At 45.9% G+C, this 20,807-nt stretch carries 15 protein-coding genes and 1 tRNA gene; 9 read left to right on the top strand and 7 right to left on the bottom strand.

Translation table 11 applies throughout. The features are described from left to right. Position 1 precedes the first annotated feature (1 nt). From AC5JR3_RS07845 to AC5JR3_RS07835, 3 genes are read left to right on the top strand one after another with little or no spacing between them, the layout of a single operon-like run. Positions 2-1,153, top strand: coding sequence for a glycosyltransferase family 4 protein (locus AC5JR3_RS07845; RefSeq protein ID WP_495844650.1), 1,152 nt, complete (start codon positions 2-4; stop codon positions 1,151-1,153). Between the two features lie 11 nt (positions 1,154-1,164). Beyond that, entirely contained in the window at positions 1,165-2,325 is a 1,161-nt protein-coding gene (locus AC5JR3_RS07840; RefSeq protein ID WP_495844648.1) for a glycosyltransferase family 4 protein, read from the top strand. Continuing rightward, on the top strand, positions 2,325-3,947 hold the full coding sequence (locus tag AC5JR3_RS07835; protein WP_495844647.1) for a CocE/NonD family hydrolase: 1,623 nt from the start codon (positions 2,325-2,327) through the stop codon (positions 3,945-3,947). Before AC5JR3_RS07840 ends, AC5JR3_RS07835 begins: the two co-directional genes overlap by 1 nt. Before the next feature lie 152 nt (positions 3,948-4,099). Here AC5JR3_RS07835 and AC5JR3_RS07830 read toward each other — a convergent pair whose 3' ends face one another. Together AC5JR3_RS07830 and AC5JR3_RS07825 are read right to left on the bottom strand one after the other, a co-directional pair. Beyond that, entirely contained in the window at positions 4,100-5,251 is a 1,152-nt protein-coding gene (locus AC5JR3_RS07830; RefSeq protein ID WP_495844645.1) for a tyrosine-type recombinase/integrase, read from the bottom strand. A gap of 144 nt (positions 5,252-5,395) precedes the next feature. Further along, positions 5,396-5,468 (bottom strand) — tRNA-Phe (locus AC5JR3_RS07825). A gap of 220 nt (positions 5,469-5,688) precedes the next feature. Between AC5JR3_RS07825 and AC5JR3_RS07820 the strand changes: the two genes are divergently transcribed. Further along, a complete protein-coding gene (locus AC5JR3_RS07820) occupies positions 5,689-6,099 on the top strand; it encodes an ArsR/SmtB family transcription factor (RefSeq protein WP_495844642.1) in 411 nt (136 codons plus the stop codon). A 193-nt stretch (positions 6,100-6,292) separates the two neighbouring features. Here AC5JR3_RS07820 and AC5JR3_RS07815 read toward each other — a convergent pair whose 3' ends face one another. The 4 genes from AC5JR3_RS07815 to AC5JR3_RS07800 form a co-directional block, all read right to left on the bottom strand. Then, entirely contained in the window at positions 6,293-8,029 is a 1,737-nt protein-coding gene (locus AC5JR3_RS07815) for an Rqc2 family fibronectin-binding protein (protein WP_495844641.1), read from the bottom strand. Positions 8,030-8,115: 86 nt separating this feature from the next. Further along, positions 8,116-8,859 carry a cell division ATP-binding protein FtsE gene (gene ftsE / locus AC5JR3_RS07810; protein ID WP_495844639.1) on the bottom strand — a complete coding sequence of 248 codons (744 nt, stop codon included), beginning with the start codon at positions 8,857-8,859 and terminating at the stop codon, positions 8,116-8,118. Positions 8,860-8,974: 115 nt separating this feature from the next. Next, positions 8,975-9,706 carry a WecB/TagA/CpsF family glycosyltransferase gene (locus tag AC5JR3_RS07805; RefSeq protein ID WP_495844638.1) on the bottom strand — a complete coding sequence of 244 codons (732 nt, stop codon included), beginning with the start codon at positions 9,704-9,706 and terminating at the stop codon, positions 8,975-8,977. 79 nt (positions 9,707-9,785) lie between these two features. Beyond that, complete coding sequence (locus tag AC5JR3_RS07800) at positions 9,786-11,159, bottom strand: proton extrusion protein PcxA (protein ID WP_495844636.1); 1,374 nt, start codon at positions 11,157-11,159, stop codon at positions 9,786-9,788. Positions 11,160-11,274: 115 nt separating this feature from the next. Here AC5JR3_RS07800 and AC5JR3_RS07795 point away from each other — a divergent pair, with 115 nt between their 5' ends. After that, positions 11,275-13,422, top strand: coding sequence for a recombinase family protein (locus tag AC5JR3_RS07795; RefSeq protein WP_495844634.1), 2,148 nt, complete (start codon positions 11,275-11,277; stop codon positions 13,420-13,422). 124 nt (positions 13,423-13,546) lie between these two features. Here the strand turns inward: AC5JR3_RS07795 and AC5JR3_RS07790 are convergent, their stop codons facing one another. After that, positions 13,547-13,813, bottom strand: coding sequence for a hypothetical protein (locus AC5JR3_RS07790; protein WP_495844632.1), 267 nt, complete (start codon positions 13,811-13,813; stop codon positions 13,547-13,549). A gap of 455 nt (positions 13,814-14,268) precedes the next feature. Here AC5JR3_RS07790 and AC5JR3_RS07785 point away from each other — a divergent pair, with 455 nt between their 5' ends. The 4 genes from AC5JR3_RS07785 to AC5JR3_RS07770 are packed head-to-tail and all read left to right on the top strand — an operon-like array spanning position 14,269 to position 20,800. Then, positions 14,269-15,717, top strand: a complete 1,449-nt coding sequence (locus tag AC5JR3_RS07785) for a DUF3375 domain-containing protein (RefSeq protein WP_495844630.1) — start codon at positions 14,269-14,271, stop codon at positions 15,715-15,717. An 11-nt stretch (positions 15,718-15,728) separates the two neighbouring features. Beyond that, the gene (locus AC5JR3_RS07780; RefSeq protein WP_495844628.1) at positions 15,729-16,316 is read left to right on the top strand and encodes a DUF4194 domain-containing protein; all 588 of its coding nucleotides are present in this window, start codon (positions 15,729-15,731) and stop codon (positions 16,314-16,316) included. Next, on the top strand, positions 16,285-19,641 hold the full coding sequence (locus AC5JR3_RS07775; protein ID WP_495844627.1) for an ATP-binding protein: 3,357 nt from the start codon (positions 16,285-16,287) through the stop codon (positions 19,639-19,641). The genes AC5JR3_RS07780 and AC5JR3_RS07775 overlap by 32 nt, the downstream gene beginning before the upstream one ends. Continuing rightward, positions 19,634-20,800: a Wadjet anti-phage system protein JetD domain-containing protein gene (locus AC5JR3_RS07770; RefSeq protein ID WP_495844625.1), complete on the top strand. Its 1,167-nt coding sequence runs from the start codon at positions 19,634-19,636 to the stop codon at positions 20,798-20,800. The genes AC5JR3_RS07775 and AC5JR3_RS07770 overlap by 8 nt, the downstream gene beginning before the upstream one ends. The last annotated feature ends 7 nt before the right edge of the window (positions 20,801-20,807 follow it).

The following is a 20,807-nucleotide window of genomic DNA, read 5'->3' as shown; positions in this document are numbered from 1 at the left end:
CATGAATCAATCTGTTGCAACCTCTTCCTATATTGTTTGCGTTGGTAATAGTTGGTTTCCCACAATGCCTGGTGGACTCAATCGCTACGTCTACGAACTCACTCATCATTTAGTAGCAGGACAAGAGCAAGTTGAATTGTGCGGAGTTGGACTACCCCAAACGTCAGCAACTTCTGGTTTAAAACTGACTAATTTAGCTGAGGTTGATAGTCCGATCTGGAAGCGTCTTTGGTCAACTCGCACTAATTTTTTGCATAGAGAAGCAACTAAACCAGATGCGGTCAACTTGCATTTCGCTTTGTATAGTTTGCCTATATTGGCAAGTTTGCCAGAAGACGTACCGATTACTTTCACATTCCACGGGCCTTGGGCATTAGAAAGCGAGCGGGAGGGGGCTAAAAAACTGGGTGTATTTGTCAAGCGATGGATGGAACAAAGAGTCTATGATCGTTGCGATCGCTTCATTGTTCTCAGTAAAGCCTTTGGCACAATTCTGCATCAACAGTATCAAATTCCTTGGAGCAAAATTCACGTCATTCCCGGTGGTGTCGATACAAGCCGATTTCAACCTAACCTATCTCGTCAACAGGCACGGGAGCAACTCAACTGGCATCAGGATCGAACGATCCTATTTACCCCTCGTCGCCTCGTCCATCGCATGGGTATCGATATCCTACTGACGGCTCTAGCTAAAATCAAGTCAAGGATTCCTGATGTTTGGCTAGCCGTTGCTGGCAAAGGCCCGCTACGGGATTCCCTAGAACAGCAAGTGACAGCATTAGGACTCAATGAGCAGGTTAAATTCCTCGGTTTTTTACCCGATGACCAGTTACCTATAGCTTACCAAGCCGCTGATTTAACAGTAGTTCCCAGTCAATCTTTAGAAGGATTTGGATTAATTTTACTCGAATCTTTAGCTTGTGGAACGCCAGTTTTATCGACTCCGGTAGGAGGGATGCCAGAAATTTTAGCTCCCTTTGCGCCCTACTTGCTTACTGATTCTATAAGTGAGGAGGCGATCGCTACACGATTAACCGAATTACTTACCCAAAAAATATCAATGCCTTCTAGAAGTGACTGTCACGAATATGCCTCTACTAACTTTAATTGGCATAAAATCGCGCAGCAAGTGCGGCAAGTTCTTTTGACTTGAAAAATATCGGCATGAAAATCCTGTTCTTAGACCAAAGCGGTAAGTTAGGGGGGGCGGAAATATCTTTAACAGACGTTGCCAAACCCTATCGAGATCATTGTCTGGTTGGTTTGTTTGCCGATGGTGCTTTTAAAGACCTATTAGAACAACAGCAAATCCCCGTACAAGTGCTGACTACCGAGCAAATCAACGTTCGCAAAGAGAGCGGAATCATACAGAGTTTAAGCAGCGTAGGTTCCCTGGCTCCTTTAATTGCTAAAGTAGCAAAACTAGCCCGTGACTACGATCTAATCTACGCCAACACCCAAAAAGCTTTAGTTGTTGGTGCGATCGCTAGTTTTCTCAGCCGCTGTCCTTTGGTTTATCACCTGCGTGACATTCTCTCACCCGACCATTTCAGCCGCACTAACCGTCAGATTATTGTTACTTTAGCTAATAACTTTGCTTCATTAGTCATTGCTAATTCTCAAGCGACTCGTACTGCTTTTGTTGAAGCGGGAGGACGACATGAGATTGCAGAAGTTGTCTACAACGGCTTTGACCCAAAATTATATCAAAACAATGATTTCAACCGCCAACAAGTAAGACAAGAATTAGGAATTAATGGGCAATTTTTAGTCGGTCACTTTAGCCGCCTATCTCCCTGGAAAGGGCAGCATATTTTGCTCGAAGCACTGGCTTTGTGTCCTGATGAGGTAACAGCAGTTTTTGTTGGCGATGCACTATTTGGCGAACAAGACTATGTCCAGCAGTTACATCAAAAAGTAGCAGAACTCAAACTTGAGGAGCGGGTACGGTTTTTAGGATTTCGTGGGGATATTGTGCGGCTGATGGCAGCTTGCGATTTAATCGCTCATACTTCAACTGCTCCCGAACCCTTTGGGCGAGTGATTGTCGAAGCCATGCTTTGTAGATGCCCCGTCGTTGCGGCGGCGGCTGGAGGAGTGGTGGAATTAGTCGATATCGGTAAAACTGGATGGCTATTGTCTCCTGGAGATTCTCAGCAACTTGCTCAAATTATCACTACCTGCCGCAATCAGCCACAGCAGGCAGCAATGATTGCCGATCAAGCTGAGATTCAAGCAATTCAACGCTTTGAACTCACTGCTATCAACCAGCAGATTTCTCAGCTACTCCACCGAATTTTAGAACCGTCCAAAATTAAACGCTAATGTTAAAGGTTCAAAAAGAAACGGCATCAATGCTTACCCGTGATGGGATGCGGTTAGATGCGGATATTTATCGCCCGGAGGGAGAGGGAGAGTTTCCGGTGTTGCTGATGCGGCAACCCTATAGAAGAGCGATCGCCTCTACCGTCGTTTACGCTCATCCCACCTGGTATGCTGCCCAAGGATACATCGTCGTCATCCAGGATGTCCGGGGACGAGGCACCTCAGAAGGCGAGTTTGAACTGTTCGCCCATGAAGTTGAAGACGGAGTTGATGCCGTTAACTGGGCAGCGAGTTTACCCGGTAGCACGGGTAGTGTCGGCATGTATGGCTTTTCCTACCAGGGAATGACTCAGCTTTATGCCGCCGTGCAGCGCCCTTTTGCCCTCAAAACTATTTGTCCGGCGATGATTGGCTACGACTTGTACAGCGACTGGGCGTATGAAGGGGGAGCCTTTTGCCTGCAAGCCAATCTCGCCTGGGCAATTCAACTCGCTACAGAAACCGCCCGCTTACGGGGAGATGAGCCAGCCTATCAAGCCTTATATGCCGCCGCGCAGAACCTACCCTTATCTGACTCCATTCCAGCACGCCCTACCATCCTCAAGGACTTAGCGCCGGATTCCTTTTACCATACCTGGTTAGATCATCCCCGACCAGGGGAATATTGGGAAAAACTTTCCCCGAAGCATTTGCTACAAAATGTTGACCTCCCCATGCTCCACATTGGCGGTTGGTTCGACACCTTCCTGCGCGGCACTCTCCACCTATATCAAGAGATGGCAGCTCGCAGTACCTGCCCCCAACATCTCGTTATTGGCCCTTGGGCGCACCTCCTCTGGGGGCAAAAGGTGGGGGCAGTGGATTACGGAGAAGAGGCGGTAATTCCCGTAGATCGGCTGCAAATTCGCTGGTTTGACCAGTTCCTCAAGGGCATAGATAGCGGATTGGAGAAGGAACCTCCCGTTTCTTTGTTTGAGATGGGGAGCAATGAATGGCGCTTCCTGGAGGCATTGCCGAACAAGCCCAAATCCTATTTTCTCGCCAGTACGGGGTTAGCTAGCTTTAACGAAGGTGCATTAGTTGCCACGCCTGCTGAGGCTTGTCTGGATGATGTGTTTGTACACGATCCCTGGCGTCCCGTTCCTGCTTTGGGAGGTCATGCAGTAGCTCCGGCGGGTTCTTTTGAACGTTCCCACCTCGACAGCCGCACGGATGTTCTCACCTACACTACTGCTCCTTTGATGGCAGACTTGCACTTAAGCGGGGAGGTAACGGCAGAAATCTACTGTACTGCTGATGCAGCTAGTTTTGACCTCTGTGCCGTGCTATCGGAGGTTCATCTCGATGGCAGCGTCTACAATCTCACTCAAGGCTACCTGCGGGTGGAATCCCAGCCAGAAACGACTCCCTTACGCGTATCTTTGCAAGCTACCTGTACCCGTATCCATCAAGGTCATTCTCTGCGCCTTAGCCTCAGTGCTGCCTGCTTTCCTGCCTATCCCGTTAACTCCGGTACGGGCTTACCTCCGGGAGAAAGCCGCTTGATGGAGGCTGAGGTGATTACGATTGGTGTAAGTTGCGGTGGCGATCGCTCTTCACGAATATTGCTACCTGTAGCGTAATTTTGGAGGTGGGCGATCGAGAGCAGCGGAATGATTTTCTAGGGCGACGAAAGTATGATGCTGTTGCGGAATTAAAGAATGGGATTCCTGGCGATCGCACTGGTGAATAGCCTATATTTCCACAATAATGATGTTTTTTTTAGCTTACGAAGTCAAAGGACGGGTACAGCTAAATCCCGTTTGTTACTGGCATAGTGTTTGTAGATGATTTCAGCGCTATTGCCTACCCATCGCGCTACATCCTTAGCATCCAGTCCTTTTTCCAGACATAGAGTTATGAAAGTATGGCGGGTAGAGTAAGGGGTTCTATAGGGAATGTCTAGTTTCTGTAGAACCGACTTCCAAGCACGGTTGCAGAAGTTGTGAACATCTATCAAACCGCCGTTGGGACTGGGAAAGACCAAATAACTTGGCTGACAATCTTCAGGTTTAATTGACTGTAGTAATTCTTGCAATTGAGCATTTACTGGAAAAGTGCGTTTTTGTTGAGTCTTCAAACCTTTTTTAATCTTGATGCCATCAACAGATATCGTTGCCGCTTGGCAAAAAGTAATATTACGAAAATCTGATGATATATCTTGCCACCGTAGAGCAACCGCTTCACTAGGACGACAACCAGTCAGGAAGTAAAACCTTACAAGAGGAGCATAGTAGCTGTAGTAACGGTTATTTTCAAAGGCAGAAATGATTAAATCTTTTTCATCTGCTGAAAAGGCATCCTGTCTACTTCCTTCTGTATTCCGTTGCAGCTTAATATCGCTTGCCATTGCCCTAAAAGGGTTGCTTTTGATGTGCTTCGATCTCATACCCCAGTTACAGCAGGCTGAAAGCTGTACTAGGTAGCGCTTGGCTGCATTAGGAGAATAGTTAGCTATTAGGTAATCTCTGATGCCTATTGCCTGCTCTAGGGACTGATCGGGAAGCTTCTGAATCATGTTCCTAGTCTTCTTATAATCCTTTGCCAAGGTAGATTGGGAAACTTGTGGCTTTTTGTACGTTTCGTACATGTCCCACAACTGACTCAAGTTAAGTTCAGGTTTTGGTTTGATTGTCTCAACAACCGTTAGGTGTGACTTGGGTTTGTACTTAGCTAGGGCAAAGTCAAAGTTATCAGAGATGATGTCCAGTTCAATCTGATGTGCTTTAGCTTCCGCTACTTTACGGTTATCCAGTGTGTCAGGTAAGCCGAGACTGAAGTATTTTTGCTTACCGCCATAAATTTGCCGAGGTAGTCGTAACCGCAACCTGCCTTGGAACGATTCAATCCCTACACTGCCCTTACTGCTCTTCTGAGGTGTTCCCATAGTTTTGACTATGAAGCTTGTGTATTCATAGTCAAAGCATAGTCAAAACATCGTCAGTTGTATAGAGGAGTTGCCTCGTCAAAATTTCTCTTAATCACGCTGCGTTCCTTACAGCACATGAATTAGAGATTAAGCAATAAAAAATGCCAGGACGGAGATTTGAACTCCGGACACGAGGATTTTCAGTCCTCTGCTCTACCAACTGAGCTATCCCGGCGAGCGCGTTTTGGCGCTTAACTAAGGTAACAAACTTATAGGTTCTTTGCAAGTACCTTTTACTGATTTTTTTTGCCGTCGTGTCAGAAGGGGGGAAATTGCTCCACTATCATCTGAGCACCTGTTCAGTTATCATAGTGAATATAGGCAACTGAGAATGTTAATCATTTCCATCCGTTAATATTAAAGTGCCAAGTTTTACCTCGCACTCTAGGAGTCAGATGTCACCTCAACCTTCAACTGAGGGGGCTGTAGTCAGTCTTCAGGCACGCCAAGGTGCTCATTGCACAGCACCCTGCCCAATGGAGATTGAGGAAGTTTCTCAGCTCCAATACAAAATCCTCAGCACAGAGAAAGCCCAGCGCATGGCGGAATTCTTCAGCTTGCTAGGAGATGCCAATCGCCTGCGGATTGTCTCGCTTTTGGCAGTACAGGAACTATGTGTCTGTGACTTAGCAGCAGCGCTAGATATGAGCGAATCTGCTGTATCTCACCAGTTACGGTCTTTGCGCTCAATGCGCCTCGTTCGCTATCACAAGGAGGGGCGCAAAGTTTTCTACCGCCTCCAGGATAATCACGTTCTTGACCTTTATTATTCGGTGGCAGAACACCTGGATGAGCCGACTGAGTAGGGAGCGTTGAAGAGTAAAGGCGCGATCGCAAAAAAAACCAGCAGCTCTAACTACTGGTTTAGTGAAATCTAATTGTCGTCGTTCTACTCAAGGAAACCCCAGCCGCACGTTCCCATTCGGCAGCAGGTGCAATTTCTTAATAAAGATTGTAACAGTAAACACCGATTTTTTAAAAAAATTAACAATTTGCTGATTACAAATCTACCGTTGGATAGTGACTTCCTGTTTGAGGACGCCCCCAGATGATGCGTTCTTGCTTGTAGATTGCCATACCAGGTTTTGCACCTTTGGGCTTATAGACGTGTTTCGGTTCAGTGTAAACCACTGGCACCTGGTCACTTTGACGCGCTCGGCTGTAGTGAGCCGCTAAATCAGCAGCAAACTGTAAATCAGCCTCGTCGGCGACGGCTCCTGGCTCTAAACGCAAAAGAACGTGACTCCCGGCAATTTCTTGGGTGTGAAACCACAGGTCGTAATCTCCAGCCGTGCGGAAGGTGAGCTGGTCATTTTGCCGATTATTACGCCCGATCAAGACTTCAAATCCACTAGGGGCTTGATACTTGTAAGGTTCGGAACCCTCAGAGACATCGCGGCTGCGCTGTTCCGGGGCATCTAAATATTTCTGCTGGATCAGCTCCTCGCGGATTTCTTGCAGCGTTTGCAAATCGTCTGGGGTGTTATAGGTATCAAGCTGGTTGAGCGAGGCTTCAACTTGTTCTAGATAGTTAATTTCCTCCTGCACCTCTTGCAGCAACGGCTCTACGGCGTTGCGGGCACGTTTGAGCTTTTGGTGGCGTTTGTAGAGTGCTTGAGCGTTTTGAACTGCATTCTTTTCTGGATTTAGGGAAATCTGCACAGGCTTGCCTGTTTCAAAATCGGAAAGTTCAATCACCTGCATTCCCGGTTGCCAAGCTTGGAGGTGCGCCATCAGTAAGTCAGCTTGTTGCCGATGTAAATCCGCCTCGTCAGATTGCTGCAAGCGCTCTTCAAAGGTTGAGGCTTTGAGACGCAGTTTGGTGAGAAGGTTGGTAATTTTCTGACTGAGCTGATGGTGCAGCCGCTTAAATTCTTGTTGGTTAAGTTGGTCGGTGTAGTAGCGATTGAGCAGGGTGTGGATAGTTTGGGCAGGCTTGACTATGCCCCAACCGACAACGGTGTACCCGTCTTCTGTCCAACCTGGCGTGAAATTCTCGGTTTTCAACAATTGCAGCCACTCTTGCCAGCGCTGAAATAACCGTTGCCAATCGGAGGCGTTTAAGGTTTCGGTGGAACAGTTGGGGTCTAAGTTGGCAGCTTGTGCCATGGAGCTAGCAATGGCAGGACTTAAGCCGCGATAAGCTTTGAGTAACTGACGCGACAGACGCCCTGGGACAAGGCTGACTCGCTCTTGCCAGCGCTCTGGGGATTCATCGGCGCGGGGGAAGGTGCCAGTAAGGGCGGGGGGAACTTCGTAGGGTTGCCCAGTTTGTACGGGGCGGATGCTGGATTGCTGGGCACTGACTTGATGAGCAGTGGTAACAATTAGATGGTCGGCATCGGTGAGGATGACGTTGCTGTATTTGCCCATGATTTCGGTGTAGAGGTGCCACTGGATCGGGTCACCGGGGCGTCGGGCAAATTGCAAATCGAGGACTCGCTCCCACGGCGCGATCGCTTCTATGGCAACGAGTGCCCAACCACTGAGTTGATGGCGGAGTTGGTCGCTAAAGGTAAAGGTATCGGGGATACGGGGTGGTGGATCGCCAAGATGCAGGCGGGCGGCTTGGGGATGCCAGGAAATCGTCAGCCAACCCCGTTGTTTGAGGGTTCGTAGTGCAAGGGCAATAGTATAGCGATCGCGCTGATAAACCTGTTCGACGCGTGCCGGAATCCAGTCAGCCCTTAGCTGACAACAAGCAGCCGTAATTGTCGTGAAATCAACAGATTGCATAGAAAGCGCGGTTTCTACAATTATTTCGTTCTGCCTTCATCCTCTCACAGTCAACCCGACTGAGGATTTTCAACATAGATCTGAGCTTAACTAACTCGATACAATCGCCCATCCCGTAACTGCACGACTGGCTGATTCGCCATCCGGATTAGCCCGGCGTCATGAGTGGTGACAATCACCGTTACCCCCATCCCGTTAAGTTTTTGGAGAATACTCAAGACTTGCCGGGAATTATCAAAATCAAGGTTGCCTGTAGGTTCATCAGCTAGCAATACGGGAGGAGTGCCAATGATGGCACGGGCGAGGCTGACTCGCTGCTGTTCTCCCCCAGAGAGTTCTTCAGGAAAGCAGTCCGCTTTGTGCTGCAAACCAACGAGCTTTAGGGTGGGGAGAATGCGTCGCTGAATGTCTTTGCGGGTGTAGCCCTGCGCCCAGAGAACGAAGGCGATATTTTCTGTAACCGTGCGGCGGGGAATCAGTTTATAGTCTTGAAAAACAACTCCGATACGGCGGCGCAGTAACGACAGGCGATCGCCTCTCAATTTCCCCACATTAGATCCATCAACAATCACCTCTCCCTGCGTCGGACGTTCTGCCCCATACAGCAACTTCAGCAACGTTGACTTCCCTGCACCCGACGGGCCCGTCACAAACAAAAAGCCCCCCCGCCGCACCGTCAGATTGACCTTATCCAGCCCCCAACTGCCATTGGGATAGGTTTTCGTTACACCTTGCAACTGCACCATCACCGACGGCTCATCAGTGACGGTATTCGGAGCAACTGGCTGGTGAGTTTTACTGGAACCAGAATGACCAAAGACTGCGGTCATAGAAACACGATCAAAAAGGATTGGTGAATTTTGACATCCTCCACGACCATAATCAAGGTGTGGAGTCCCAAAAATCACTATATTGTGGCGGAAGTCTTCCCGTCGAAATGATCAATCACGCCAAGCGCTGCGCTAAGGCTTTGAGGGCAAACTGGGGCAACACTAGCATCCGACGCCAGCGCCAGGGTTCTTGGTAGAGCCGATAGAGCCATTCCAAATGATTATCCCGCAACCAGCTTGGCGCACGGGTTTTAATCCCCCCCCAGATATCAAAGCTACCACCAACCCCAATCCAAACGGAATTAGGGCAAAGGTGACGATTTTCGGCAATCCATAACTCCTGACGCGGAACACCTAAACCCACCAAAATAATCTGGGGTTGTTTATCCTGGAGAGTCGTTTTAAGTTCTTGGGTTTCGACATCATTGATATAACCATGTTGCACGCCAGCGATCGCTAATTCCGGCAATCTGCTCTGCCATACGTTCACCGCCGCTTGCGCCACACCTGGGGCACCTCCATAGAAAAAGACTGGACAAGCTCCCCACTGTCCCGCCTGCCGTAATAAAGATTCTGCCAGCTCGATTCCTGGACAACGCTGCTGTCGCTTCCCCTGAAGCCACAAGTAAAATATCACCCCAGCCCCATCTGGAATCACCAATTCTGCTCGCTGGATAATACTGGCAAGACTGTTGTTGCGTTCTGCCTGCATTGCCATCTCTGCATTCAGCGTCACCACATGACTACCAAGCCTCTGTTGTACGCGAGTGCCTAACCAATGCCCATAATCATTTAATAAGTGAACTGGTAGCCCCAGCACAGGAAATTTTTCGGGTGCCTCCAACATAGCCTAGGTCTTTCTTCTCCGATCGTACTATTACTATGAAGGCTATCCGATCCGGACGCTGAAAGCTAGCTGATGATAATTATTCATTCATCGTCTTATAAGTAGCCACCGCAGAAGGCGAAATCCGATTGAGGTAGCGGAAAATCCAATATTTAATCACAGAATCTAAAATCACTGGGAAAGTGGCAATAAAAAGGAAAATAAAATCTTTACTTTCTGGAAGCCCTAAATGTCTAGCAAGCCCTGCTAGAATGACTTCCCAGCCGTGGGGAGAGTGAAATCCCACGAACATATCAGTAAACAAAATAATCAAAAAAGCCTTAGCACTATCACTCAGACCATATACAACGTCATCAATAAATGATTTTAAAATGGCAATTTCTTTTTTGCTATTAACAATAACTAAACAAAAAGTAATAGTTGCTAATAAATCAGCAAAAATATTTTTTATAGCATTGAAGCTTCTATTTCGATACTCTTCTGCTAATTCTAAAGCTTCTTCCTGAAGTTGTGCCTCTATCTCTTCTTGATTGAGTCTAGGGGCAAAACCAAGCAAGGTACGGAACTTTAGCTGTTGTTCAAAGCGTTCTAATTCGACAAAGGCTTCTTCTTCTAAATCCTGATTTAGGAAGAGAACTGTTTCTTCTTGATTCCGAAAATGATTAACAATTGGACTAACTACGAAGGTTTTGGCAATTTGCTGCGTTAAAATAGGGACAATAATTAAAGTTAAAATGAATTTAACCGAAATCACTGTTTTGGTTTGAGAACTGCGGAAATTTTGAACAACTTCTGCTTCTGCATTAGGGTTAAGGTCTCTTTGCAGTCGATTAACCGTTCTCAAAATCGATCTGGGCAAAACCCCGGTCTTACTGGCAAATGTTTCAGCCTTAGGCCCCACATCTTTAGCGAAAGTACCTGAAGTTTGTTGAATTTTACTAGTGGTGGGAACTCGCTTAGGGAGATTCCTAGGAACTTCTTGATTAAAATCTTCTTTTGGTTTAGGAACTTCGACTAAAGCTGAAGATTGAGTAATCAGAGAATTTTTATTTTCATACTTAGCGATAGTTTCATCAATAAAATTTAGTTTTTCAATAATAATTGACGATTTTTCGTCAAGCTCCATTGCGTAAAAATTAGCCAAGGATTCAGCAGAATTTGCGCGATTGTTTTTAAATCTTTTAGGTTCAACACGGTTGACCATAGAGCGGCTCATGTTGAATTCTCTCAATCGCGACTTGACAATTTTTAAATATTTTTTTAGCTCAGATTCAAAATAAGAAAAAGCGCTATCCCCATAGTTAGCAGATTCAGCGGTAATTTTTTTGCCATTAAAATGTTCGTCTTCAATGGCTTTAATCATCAGCGCCGCTTGGTATGCCTGATCTAAAGCCCTCTCCGGCGTATCTGAGAACCATCGACTAGCATTACGTAAGATCGCGTTTAAGTTCATCAAAACACTGAATTGAATAACACGAAGTATGCCGGGTATTCTTTGACAGGAGAAACTGCCAGAATAGTTAAAACCACTGTACGTGGTATATTAACAAATTACCTCCCGAAAATTCGTGTTGAGTTCATCAATTTGGATTACTGGGCCAACTCGCAGTGGCAAGACGACTCACCTTGTCCAGGAGTTTTGCCGATGGGTTGATAAAAGAGTGGGTACGCAAGGACGTTCCGGTTCAGCGTCGAGTTGGAACCACCGTCACTCGCAGATGGCGTCAGCCGTTTTGGTATTTGCGGCAAACGATGACAACCGTCGCGAACTGGCGGATCGCTTAGCGATCGCAGTCCAAGGGCGCTACCCTGTTCTATCCAAGACGCCTCTAGGTTTTTTTCAAGATGAGGTGATCCTATTTTGGCCGTTATTGATTCAGCGACTGGATCTGCGGGCACAGTTTCCCCTGCGGCTACGCCCGGAAACTGAACAGGAATTGGCGACACAGTTATGGCGTCCGGAGTTGGATAGCGATCGCCTACAGTTTGCCGGAGTCAGCGAGTATCGATTAGTACGACGCATCCTAGACTTATTGCAGTTAGCCGCCGTCAGTGGCATTCCTGTAGAAGATCTTCCCAGCATCCTGGAAGAAGGAATGAGCGAACAGGAGGGAACGCCCGAACAGTGGGCGCTGATGGGGGAAATGCTGCTGAAATGGCGGAAATGGTGTCTAGAGAGAGGATTTCTCACCTACGGGATTATTTGCGATCTCTATTGGCGGGAACTACTTGCTGACTCTACTTATTTAGAGCGTTGGCGATCGCGTTATCAAGCGGTGTTTGCCGATGATGTTGATGATTATCCGGCTATTGCCAAGGATTTATTCGACCATCTGCTTGACCGCGATATCGTTGGCGTGTTTACCTATAATTCCGATGGCAAGGTGAGATTGGGGCTAAATGCTGACCCTGGCTACCTAGAAAAGTTAGCCTCCCGCTGTCACGTCGAAACCTTATCAGGGTCGCGCTTTGGAAGCTTGGCACACACCGTGAAAGATGCGGTGATAGAATCAATCGGCGACGCACCCTTGTTTCTCACAGGCTTACCCGCCACAGTGCAGTCACTCCAAACCACCTCACGAGCTGAACTGTTGCGGCAAACGGCTGAAGTGTTGGCCAGCTTGGTGAAATCAGGGAAGGCTCGTCCAGGGGAAATTGCGGTGATTGCGCCCGGTTTAGATGCGATCGCTCGTTACACCCTCACGGAAATTTTGACGAACCAGGGCATCCCTGTAGAACCCCTCAACGACCAGCGCCCCTTAATTAGCTCTCCCCTGATTCGTGCCCTGCTGACCCTTTTGGCTTTAGTTTATCCAGGTTTGGGACGCTTAGTAGACCGGGATGCCATAGCAGAGATGCTGGTTGTTCTCAGTTCAAAACCCAGCAGCGGTTCTCAGCCAAAGCTGGAGCCTGCCATCGATCCTGTACGGGCGGGTTTACTTGCCGATTATTGCTACTCCCCTAGTCCCGAACAGCCTCGCTTGCTGTCTGTAGAATCTTTTCCCCGCTGGGATAGATTAGGACATCGCGCCACTACTGCTTATTTGGAGATTGTGCAGTGGTTGGAGATACAGCGACAGCAACAAGAACAACGACTTATTTTAAATGCGATCGCTCTTCTCGACCGCGCCATTCAACGCTTTTTGGGCAACGCCATCAGTCTTCCCTACGACCAACTTTCCGCCTTGCGGGAACTGATGGAAACTGCCCAACACTACTGGGAAGTCGATGGACGCCTGCAAAAAAGCGCCCAAAATACCAGTCTCGACCATTCCACTGTTGCTCAATTTATTCAATTGCTGCGTCGCGGTACCGTCACCGCCAACCCCTACCCTGTACGCCGCTTCGCCGCCAACACTAACGATGCCATTACCTTAGCCACGATCTTCCAGTACCGCGCCAGCCGTCGCTCTCACCACTACCATTTCTGGCTAGACGCCGGATCTCCTCTGTGGTCAAGTGGTGGTGCGGCTATCCTGTTTGGGGCACCTTTATTTCTCAAAGAATGGTCAGGACGCCCTTGGACAGAAGAAGATAAATTTCAAGCGGATGAGGAACGATTGCGGCGGATTCTGCGAGATTTAATTGGTCGAGTCAGCGAGCAGATTTACCTGTGTCACAGCGAGTTAGCGGTAAACGGACAGGAACAAACGGGCCCATTGTTAACCTTGGTGAATACAGCCATGCCTTTGACGAGCGGTTTTGTCTCTGTTTGATGTTCGCTTTGCTCAAGTTAGTTGGCAATTCTCTGGACACTTAACTCGAATAATGGCTGAGTCTTTAGATTGCGCCTTCACCGACAACCTATTTAGACTTCATCTCCTAGATCGTCTAGGTCATCTACATTTCTTGGATGAAATCTTCGATAGGGCGAGTTTGACCGCGCTCTAGTTCCTCGAAGCCTTGCTGAATACCTGCAATTGTTTCCAACTGCTCGATTAGTTGGCGTACTTTGGTGGGATCGATTTTGGCAGGATCGAGAAAGGTGATGAGAACTTGGGTGCGATCGCCCTTTGGGCGGTGGCGAAGCCAATCGCTTACATCCTGCGGCAGTTCGACCAGTTCAATTTGTCCGTTCTGATAAATCCCTTCGACAGTTTTTAGCATCGGTAGCAATAGGGTTGATAGTTCTCTCAATTCTACTGATTCTCCCCTACGCTATCTGTTGCAATCGCCCCATCGATAACCTCTTTCCCCGCATCTTCGTTGACAATCTAAAGCGGTGCGATCGCAAGTTTGTCGCCTAGGTAGAGTGAAGCGCGAAACCTACGTTGTTTTTATTTTGGAGAACTGTGGATGATGGAATTTGTGCCTTAACCTGTGCTATGAGCAGAGAGCGATCGCCAGATGATTTAACGTTCCTGTTGAGCGGCTGCAGGTAGCCTTTAACTCAGCCCCAGCGGCTTGCAACCGTCCGCTGCAACGCGATTGTTATACTGCTGCTAAGAACCAGAAGATACTAAGGACAAGCAGTGGAATGATTAAATCAAGTACTAACATGAGCAATGCTAATGGGGCCTGCTTGTCTGTATTTTGCCTAACCTGATCAACGAAAAAGTGTTATGGAATATGAACAAATTAAGCGTGAATTAGAAACCTCTGCCACTTTAAAGCTTTTACGCAGCCGAAATGCTGCCTTAGTTTTAAGTTTTTTACATAAGCAGTTTAAGGTAATTCAACAGGTTTCTGTTGCCCAACTAGAGTTAGAAGAAAAGTTAGGTGACTATGTGGAATTTTTGCAAGACATTTATCCTGATCTCTGTCCCCGATCGCCTAAAGAGTATCTCAGCGAATGGTGTGATGATCAGCTTTTGAGAAAAACCTTTGATAATAGTGATGATCCGGTATTTACCCTAACTCCTGCGGCGGAAAAAGCGATCACTTGGTTGGAAGATCTGCAACAACGCGATGAGTTTGTGGGTACGGAATCTCGCTTTCTGCAAATTTTCTCATTGCTCAAAGAGATTCAAGATCGTAGTACAACTGATGTAGAGACGCGGATTGCTCAGTTAGAACAAGATCGTGATCGTATCCAGCTAGAAATTGACCACATTCGTCAAACAGGCGTAGTCGAACGATACAGCCAGACGCGGCTGCAAGAACGATTCCTTTTAGCCAATCAAGTGACTCGTCAACTAATTGCTGATTTTAGAGATGTTGAACAAAACTTTCGTAAGCTGACTCGGACTGTCCAGGAAGCGCAGCTTCAGCAAGATACTCGTAAAGGGGCAGTGGTTAGCCGAGTATTGGATGCAGATCAAGAGTTGAAGGATTCTGACCAGGGACGTAGTTTCTATACTTTCTGGAATTTTCTCATGTCAACTAGTAAACGACAGGAGCTGAAATCCTTGATTCAAAACGTTTATCAGCTAGATGAATTGCAACCATTAACCCACGAGTATGAGTTCCTCCGTCGCATCGAGCGCAGTTTACTGAATGCTGGGGAATACATTGTGCAATCCAATCATCGGCTTACCGAAAAACTGCGTCAGATGTTGGATGAGCGCAATCTTAGGGAAAATCGACGAGTCGCGGAACTGATTACCGATGTGCAACGCCTTGCCCGAAAAGTGGCGAATGACATGCCAACAGAGCCAGATTTTTGGGTCTTAGAAGGTGAACCTGCTGTTAATCTAGTGATGGAACGTCCCTTGCATCCGTTGGTAGAGTCGGAAACACCAACATTCTCACTAGATTTCACTAACTTACCAGAAGTCATGCTGGATGAAGAAATTGCTGAACTTTACCAGCAGTTTTATGTGGATGAAGATTTGTTAGTACAGCGCATTGCTCACGCACTGGAACACTGCTCAACTATCTCGCTAACAGACTTGATTCAACTTTACCCAGTGACGCAAGGATTGCCCGAAATGGTTGCTTACCTGGCGATCGCCACTCTATCTAATCGCCATTTCATCAATACTAGTACAATTGATTCAATCACAATTCCTAGCCTAGAGCCAGAAACACAGCTTCGGCTAACTGTGCCACAGATTATTTTTCGCCGCTGACTGCCCAAATAATGCAACCTCAGCCACCCCAATTCTATGCGCCCGTGATTCTCAAACTCCTGCAAGGGGTAGTTTACAGTGATGACCCACATTGGGATCGGTTGCAAAGCTACCTAACTCCGATTAAGGAATATTTTGCCAAGATTGGCTTACGAGTCCAAAATTACGAAACAGAAGGATTTGCTTACCTAGAGCAACCCGACCCCAATCCCGACGAGCGCAGTGAACCCCTACCCCGCCTAACTGTTCGTCGCCAATTGAGCTTTCGAGTTACTGTTTTATGTGTTTTACTGCGGGAGCAATTGCGACAGTTTGATGCCAGCGATGCAACTGGGCGGCTTGTGTTAAGTATTGAAAAAATTCGGGATTTGCTACAACTTTATCTGCCAGAAGGGAACAATGAGGAAAGATTTCGGCGTGAGGTAGATGGGTTAGTGAAACAAGCGACAGAACTCGGATTTCTCAAACGTCTATCTGGACAAGATGAAAATTACGAAGTTCGTCCCATCCTCAAAGCTAAAATTGATGCCGACATGCTTGAACTCTTAAGGCAAAAGCTAGAAGTTTATGCAAATGCTCCTGGATCTAGAACAGACTGATGATTCCCATAAAGCCTTGGCAGGCTTTCGTCTGCAACGGTTTGAAGTCCTGAACTGGGGGACATTTGACCAACACCCTTGGGTGCTAGATTTGCAAGGAGGGATTGCCTTGCTCACTGGGGCAAACGGTTCAGGCAAATCGACTCTGGTCGATGCCTTATTGACGTTACTGGTTCCAAATAAACGCCGTAACTACAACCAGGCTTCCAGCGCAACGGGTAAGAGAGAACGGGATGAGAAAAGCTATGTGCAGGGAGCCTATGGTCGCACCCGTGCGGAAGAATCCTATGGCTCAAAACCCAAGTTACTCCGAGAAAAAGGGAAGCTTTCAGTTTTGCTAGCGTATTTTAGCGATCGCATCAGCAAACAAGAGGTCACGCTGGCACAGGTGTTGTGGATGGAAGATGGCTCTGTTCGGAAGTTCTTTGTGATTGCCGATGCGGAATTGACCATCGCTACACATTTTGCCCAATGCAGTCGGATTTCAGACTTAAAGAAACAATTGAAAGCGATTGGGGCTGAGACGTTTGAAGAATTTGTTAAATACAGCCAGCAACTTCGTAAACGCCTTGGTCTGCAATCTGAAAAAGCACTAGATTTGTTTAATCAAACTGTCAGCATTAAAGAGATTGGGGGATTGAACGACTTTGTTCGCAACCACATGTTGGAAAAAACAGATGTGCAAACCAAGATTCACGAGTTGCAAGAAAGTTATGAGAACTTAACTATTTCACACACTGCCATTCAAAAAGCTCGCAAACAGTTAGAGGCACTGTTACCACTCACTGAACAAGCAGAAAAATATACAAAATTAAAAAATGAGGTAGCCAACCTACAGCAGCTTCAATCTATTGTTCCTGCATTTTTTGCCAGTAAGAAGCTCAATCTATTAATGCAAGAGTTACAAGCGATTGAAGAGCAGCTTACTCATGCCCAACATCAGCGTGGTGAAAGCGATCGCCAACTCACAAATCTACGTCAACAAGAGAAGGATCTAGACTTTTCTATCAAACAAGATAGTGTAGGTCAAAGACGACAAGAACTGAAACGAGAAATTGAACAACATCAGAAAGAAGTAAATATCAAGAAAAAACAGGCAGACGAGTATAATCACCTCGCTCAACGCTTAGACCTTCCACAGTATAGCGATAGCAATACTTTCTACACGGCTAGAACAAAAGGAGAAGCCCTGAAGCAAGAAATTATTGTTGCCTTACTAACTTTAGAAACGCAACGAGATGAACAAAAGCTGCTGTATGCCGATCTGCAAAAGCAACAGACTAAATTGAAGGACGAGTTAAAATCCCTTCGCAGTCGCAAGAGCCAAATTCCTAAAACTAATCTCGATATTCGCGATCGCCTTGTCAATGACCTAAATCTGGATGACAGCGATCTTCCTTTTATTGGAGAGCTTTTACAGGTTCGCCCAGAGGTACAGGAATGGGAGGGGGCGATCGAGCGACTGCTGCGAGGTTTTGGATTATGCATTCTTGTTCCTGATGCCCATTTTGAGGCTGTCAATGCTTATGTCAACCGGACTAATTTGCGAGGACGGTTGATTTATTATCCCGTTAGCCCGATCGCTCCCAATCCAACACAACGCCCCCTCGATCCCCAACAAGTTCCCTATAAGTTGGAAATCAAACAAGAAAATGAGACATTCTCACAATGGGTGCGAGATCAACTAGTACGCCAGTTTAGCTACGTTTGTTGCAATGCAGTTGACCAGTTCCAGCATGAAACTCGCGCTATTACTCCCAAGGGCTTAATAAAACATGGTGGAGAACGGCACGAGAAGGACGATCGCTCTCAAATTAGCGATCGCAGCAGTTACATTCTGGGTTGGAATAATGCCAGCAAAATCAAAGCTTTAGAGGCAGACTTAAAACAAATTAATCAGCAACTCGCACAAATTGACAAACGAGTGCAGTCACTAGAGCAACAGCGCGAACAACGGTCGCAACAAAAATCCTGGTTACAAGATTTGATGAAGTTTGCTGATTTCTCTGAGATTGATTGGCGAACAATAGAACGCGATCGCATCGAACTCCAGAAACAACGGCAGCAGTTAGAAGCCAGTTCCGATCGACTTAAGCAACTTGAAATCCAGCTTAAGGCAACCCAGACAGAAATTACTCAGGCAGATCAACAACGAGAACGCTTGATTCGAGAAATTCAAACCCTTGAAGATCGCCAACGTGACGCTAGAAGAGAGCAGAGTGACTGTGAAATGAAGTTGCGCTCGGTTGCAGATTCGGAAGTTGAAGCCTTTGAAAAGTGCATGGCAGCCAAGCTCAGGCAATATTCAATGACATTAGAAACGATCGTTCAAGATGAAGAAAACCTGCGCGATTACTTGCAAGAACGGCTCCGCCAACACGAACGACAGCAAGATGACTCTCGAAGCTCGCTTAATATGCGGATGCTAAATTTTAAGAATGCTTTTCCTGAAACCGTGTCAGAGTTAGGAACTTCGCTGGATTACTTGGATGAATACCTGAAGCTAAAGGCACAAATCGAGCAAGATGATTTGCCTCGACATGAACAACGATTTAAGCAATTAATGAATGAAAAAGTGATAATTGCCATTTCAATGTTTAAGAGTTCTTTAGAGAAGCAGGAAGAAGAAATCCAGCAAGCAATTGACGACCTCAATGACTCTCTACGACAAATTGATTACACAGATTCTACCTATATTAAATTGTGCTGCGATACGACCCGTAGCTCTGACGTTCGAGGCTTTAAGGAAGATTTGAAAGCCTGTCTCGGTGATGTTGCTCGTCAAACTGCCGAAGATAACGAAGAACGATTTAAAAGTATTCAAACCCGTCTAATTGAACGCTTCAAATCTGAAGAAAGATGGACTGGCTTAGTCACTGATGTTCGTAATTGGCTAGATTTTTCAGTAAGTGAAAGATACCGATCGGATAACACGGAAAAAGAACACCATACAGACTCTTCTGGAAAGTCAGGCGGGCAAAAAGTTAAATTGGCTTACACTATTCTAGCATCGGCGATCGCTTATCAATTCGGGTTAAATCAAGACACAATAAAACATAAATCTTTTCGATTTGTTGTCATTGATGAAGCATTTAGCAAGTCAGATGATGGCAATGCACGTTACGCAATGGAACTCTTCAAAAATCTAAATCTTCAACTCCTAGTTGTTACTCCAAAAGACAAAATAAATGTAATTGAGCCTTATATTTCTAGCCTTCATTTTGTCTCTAATGTATCAGAAGGAAACTACTCTCGAACTAATTCGATATCGATTGAAGAACATCGTCAAAAACGTCAAACTTTTCTCCAAAAAAATAGTGATTGATCCTGCTAAAATCAGACAAAAATCCGAACAACGTTATCCTTTATTTTTAACTTCAATCATTATAGAAAATAGCTTCTTTCCTATAGAATTTTCAGTAGGTTTTCTTCCAAAAGACTACCTTGCTCTACGCGAAGTAGTTACTCAGTTAATCCAAAAATCAAAACATAATTTAGGGTATGGTTACACCCTAGAATTGGAAACTAGAAGAACACAGAAATATGGACAGCAATCTTTACCTAAACGTATTAGCATTGAGACAGAGCAGGATTATTTGAAACTGATTAAGAAGGAAAAAGAAGTTTCACAATTTAAGGCAGACATAGACCTGATTCAGCTAGAAATTCCTGAACTAAATGATTGGCTTTCCCGAAACCCTTTAAAAGTTATTGAGTATAGCGATCGCTGGAATGACTTACTCAAAGTCTGCCAATACTTTCAACATAACCCCAAACCTAATCTCTATATTCGAGAACTACCCATTCAGGTTCATACAAAATTTATTGAACAAAATAAAGGTATTTTACGGAGCATTCTAGAGGATATTTTACCCGTTAACAAACTTGCGTTTTTAGAAGGCGAGAAAGAAAATACCTTTGAAAAGCGATTTTCTCTAAAGTATCGCGAGCCTCTCATTCGTCTTAGAATTTTAGATCAAATTTTAAAAATCAAATATGGCTTTCCTTTTTCTGATGTCAGTGTTCCCCTTTCTGAGTTTAGACAACTGAATTTAGAAACACACCGCTGCTTTATCACTGAAAATCTAATGAATTTTCTGACTCTACCCCTTTTAAAAGACAGCTTTGCACTGTTTGGTAGTGGCTATGCTATTCAAACCCTAAAATCTGCTAATTGGCTATCATTCTGCCCTATCTTCTATTGGGGGGATTTAGATATCGATGGATTTAAAATACTTTCTCAACTGCGATCTTATTTCCCTCAAACAATATCTATTATGATGGATTCAAAAACATTTGAAACCTTTCACGAATTTTCGGTTACTGTTGCAGAAGCGATTGCTGAAACCTTACCTCATCTGACCCCCGAAGAAGAAACTCTATATGCTCATCTTGCACTTCATCGAAAACGCCTGGAACAGGAGCGCATTAGTCAAGATTATGCTAATCGGCTTCTACAGAATTTGGTGCAGCAAAGCCCCTGAGTAAATG

The sequence above is a fragment of the Kastovskya adunca genome, assembly GCF_059505785.1.
This window is presented reverse-complemented; position numbering and strand designations above follow the sequence as displayed.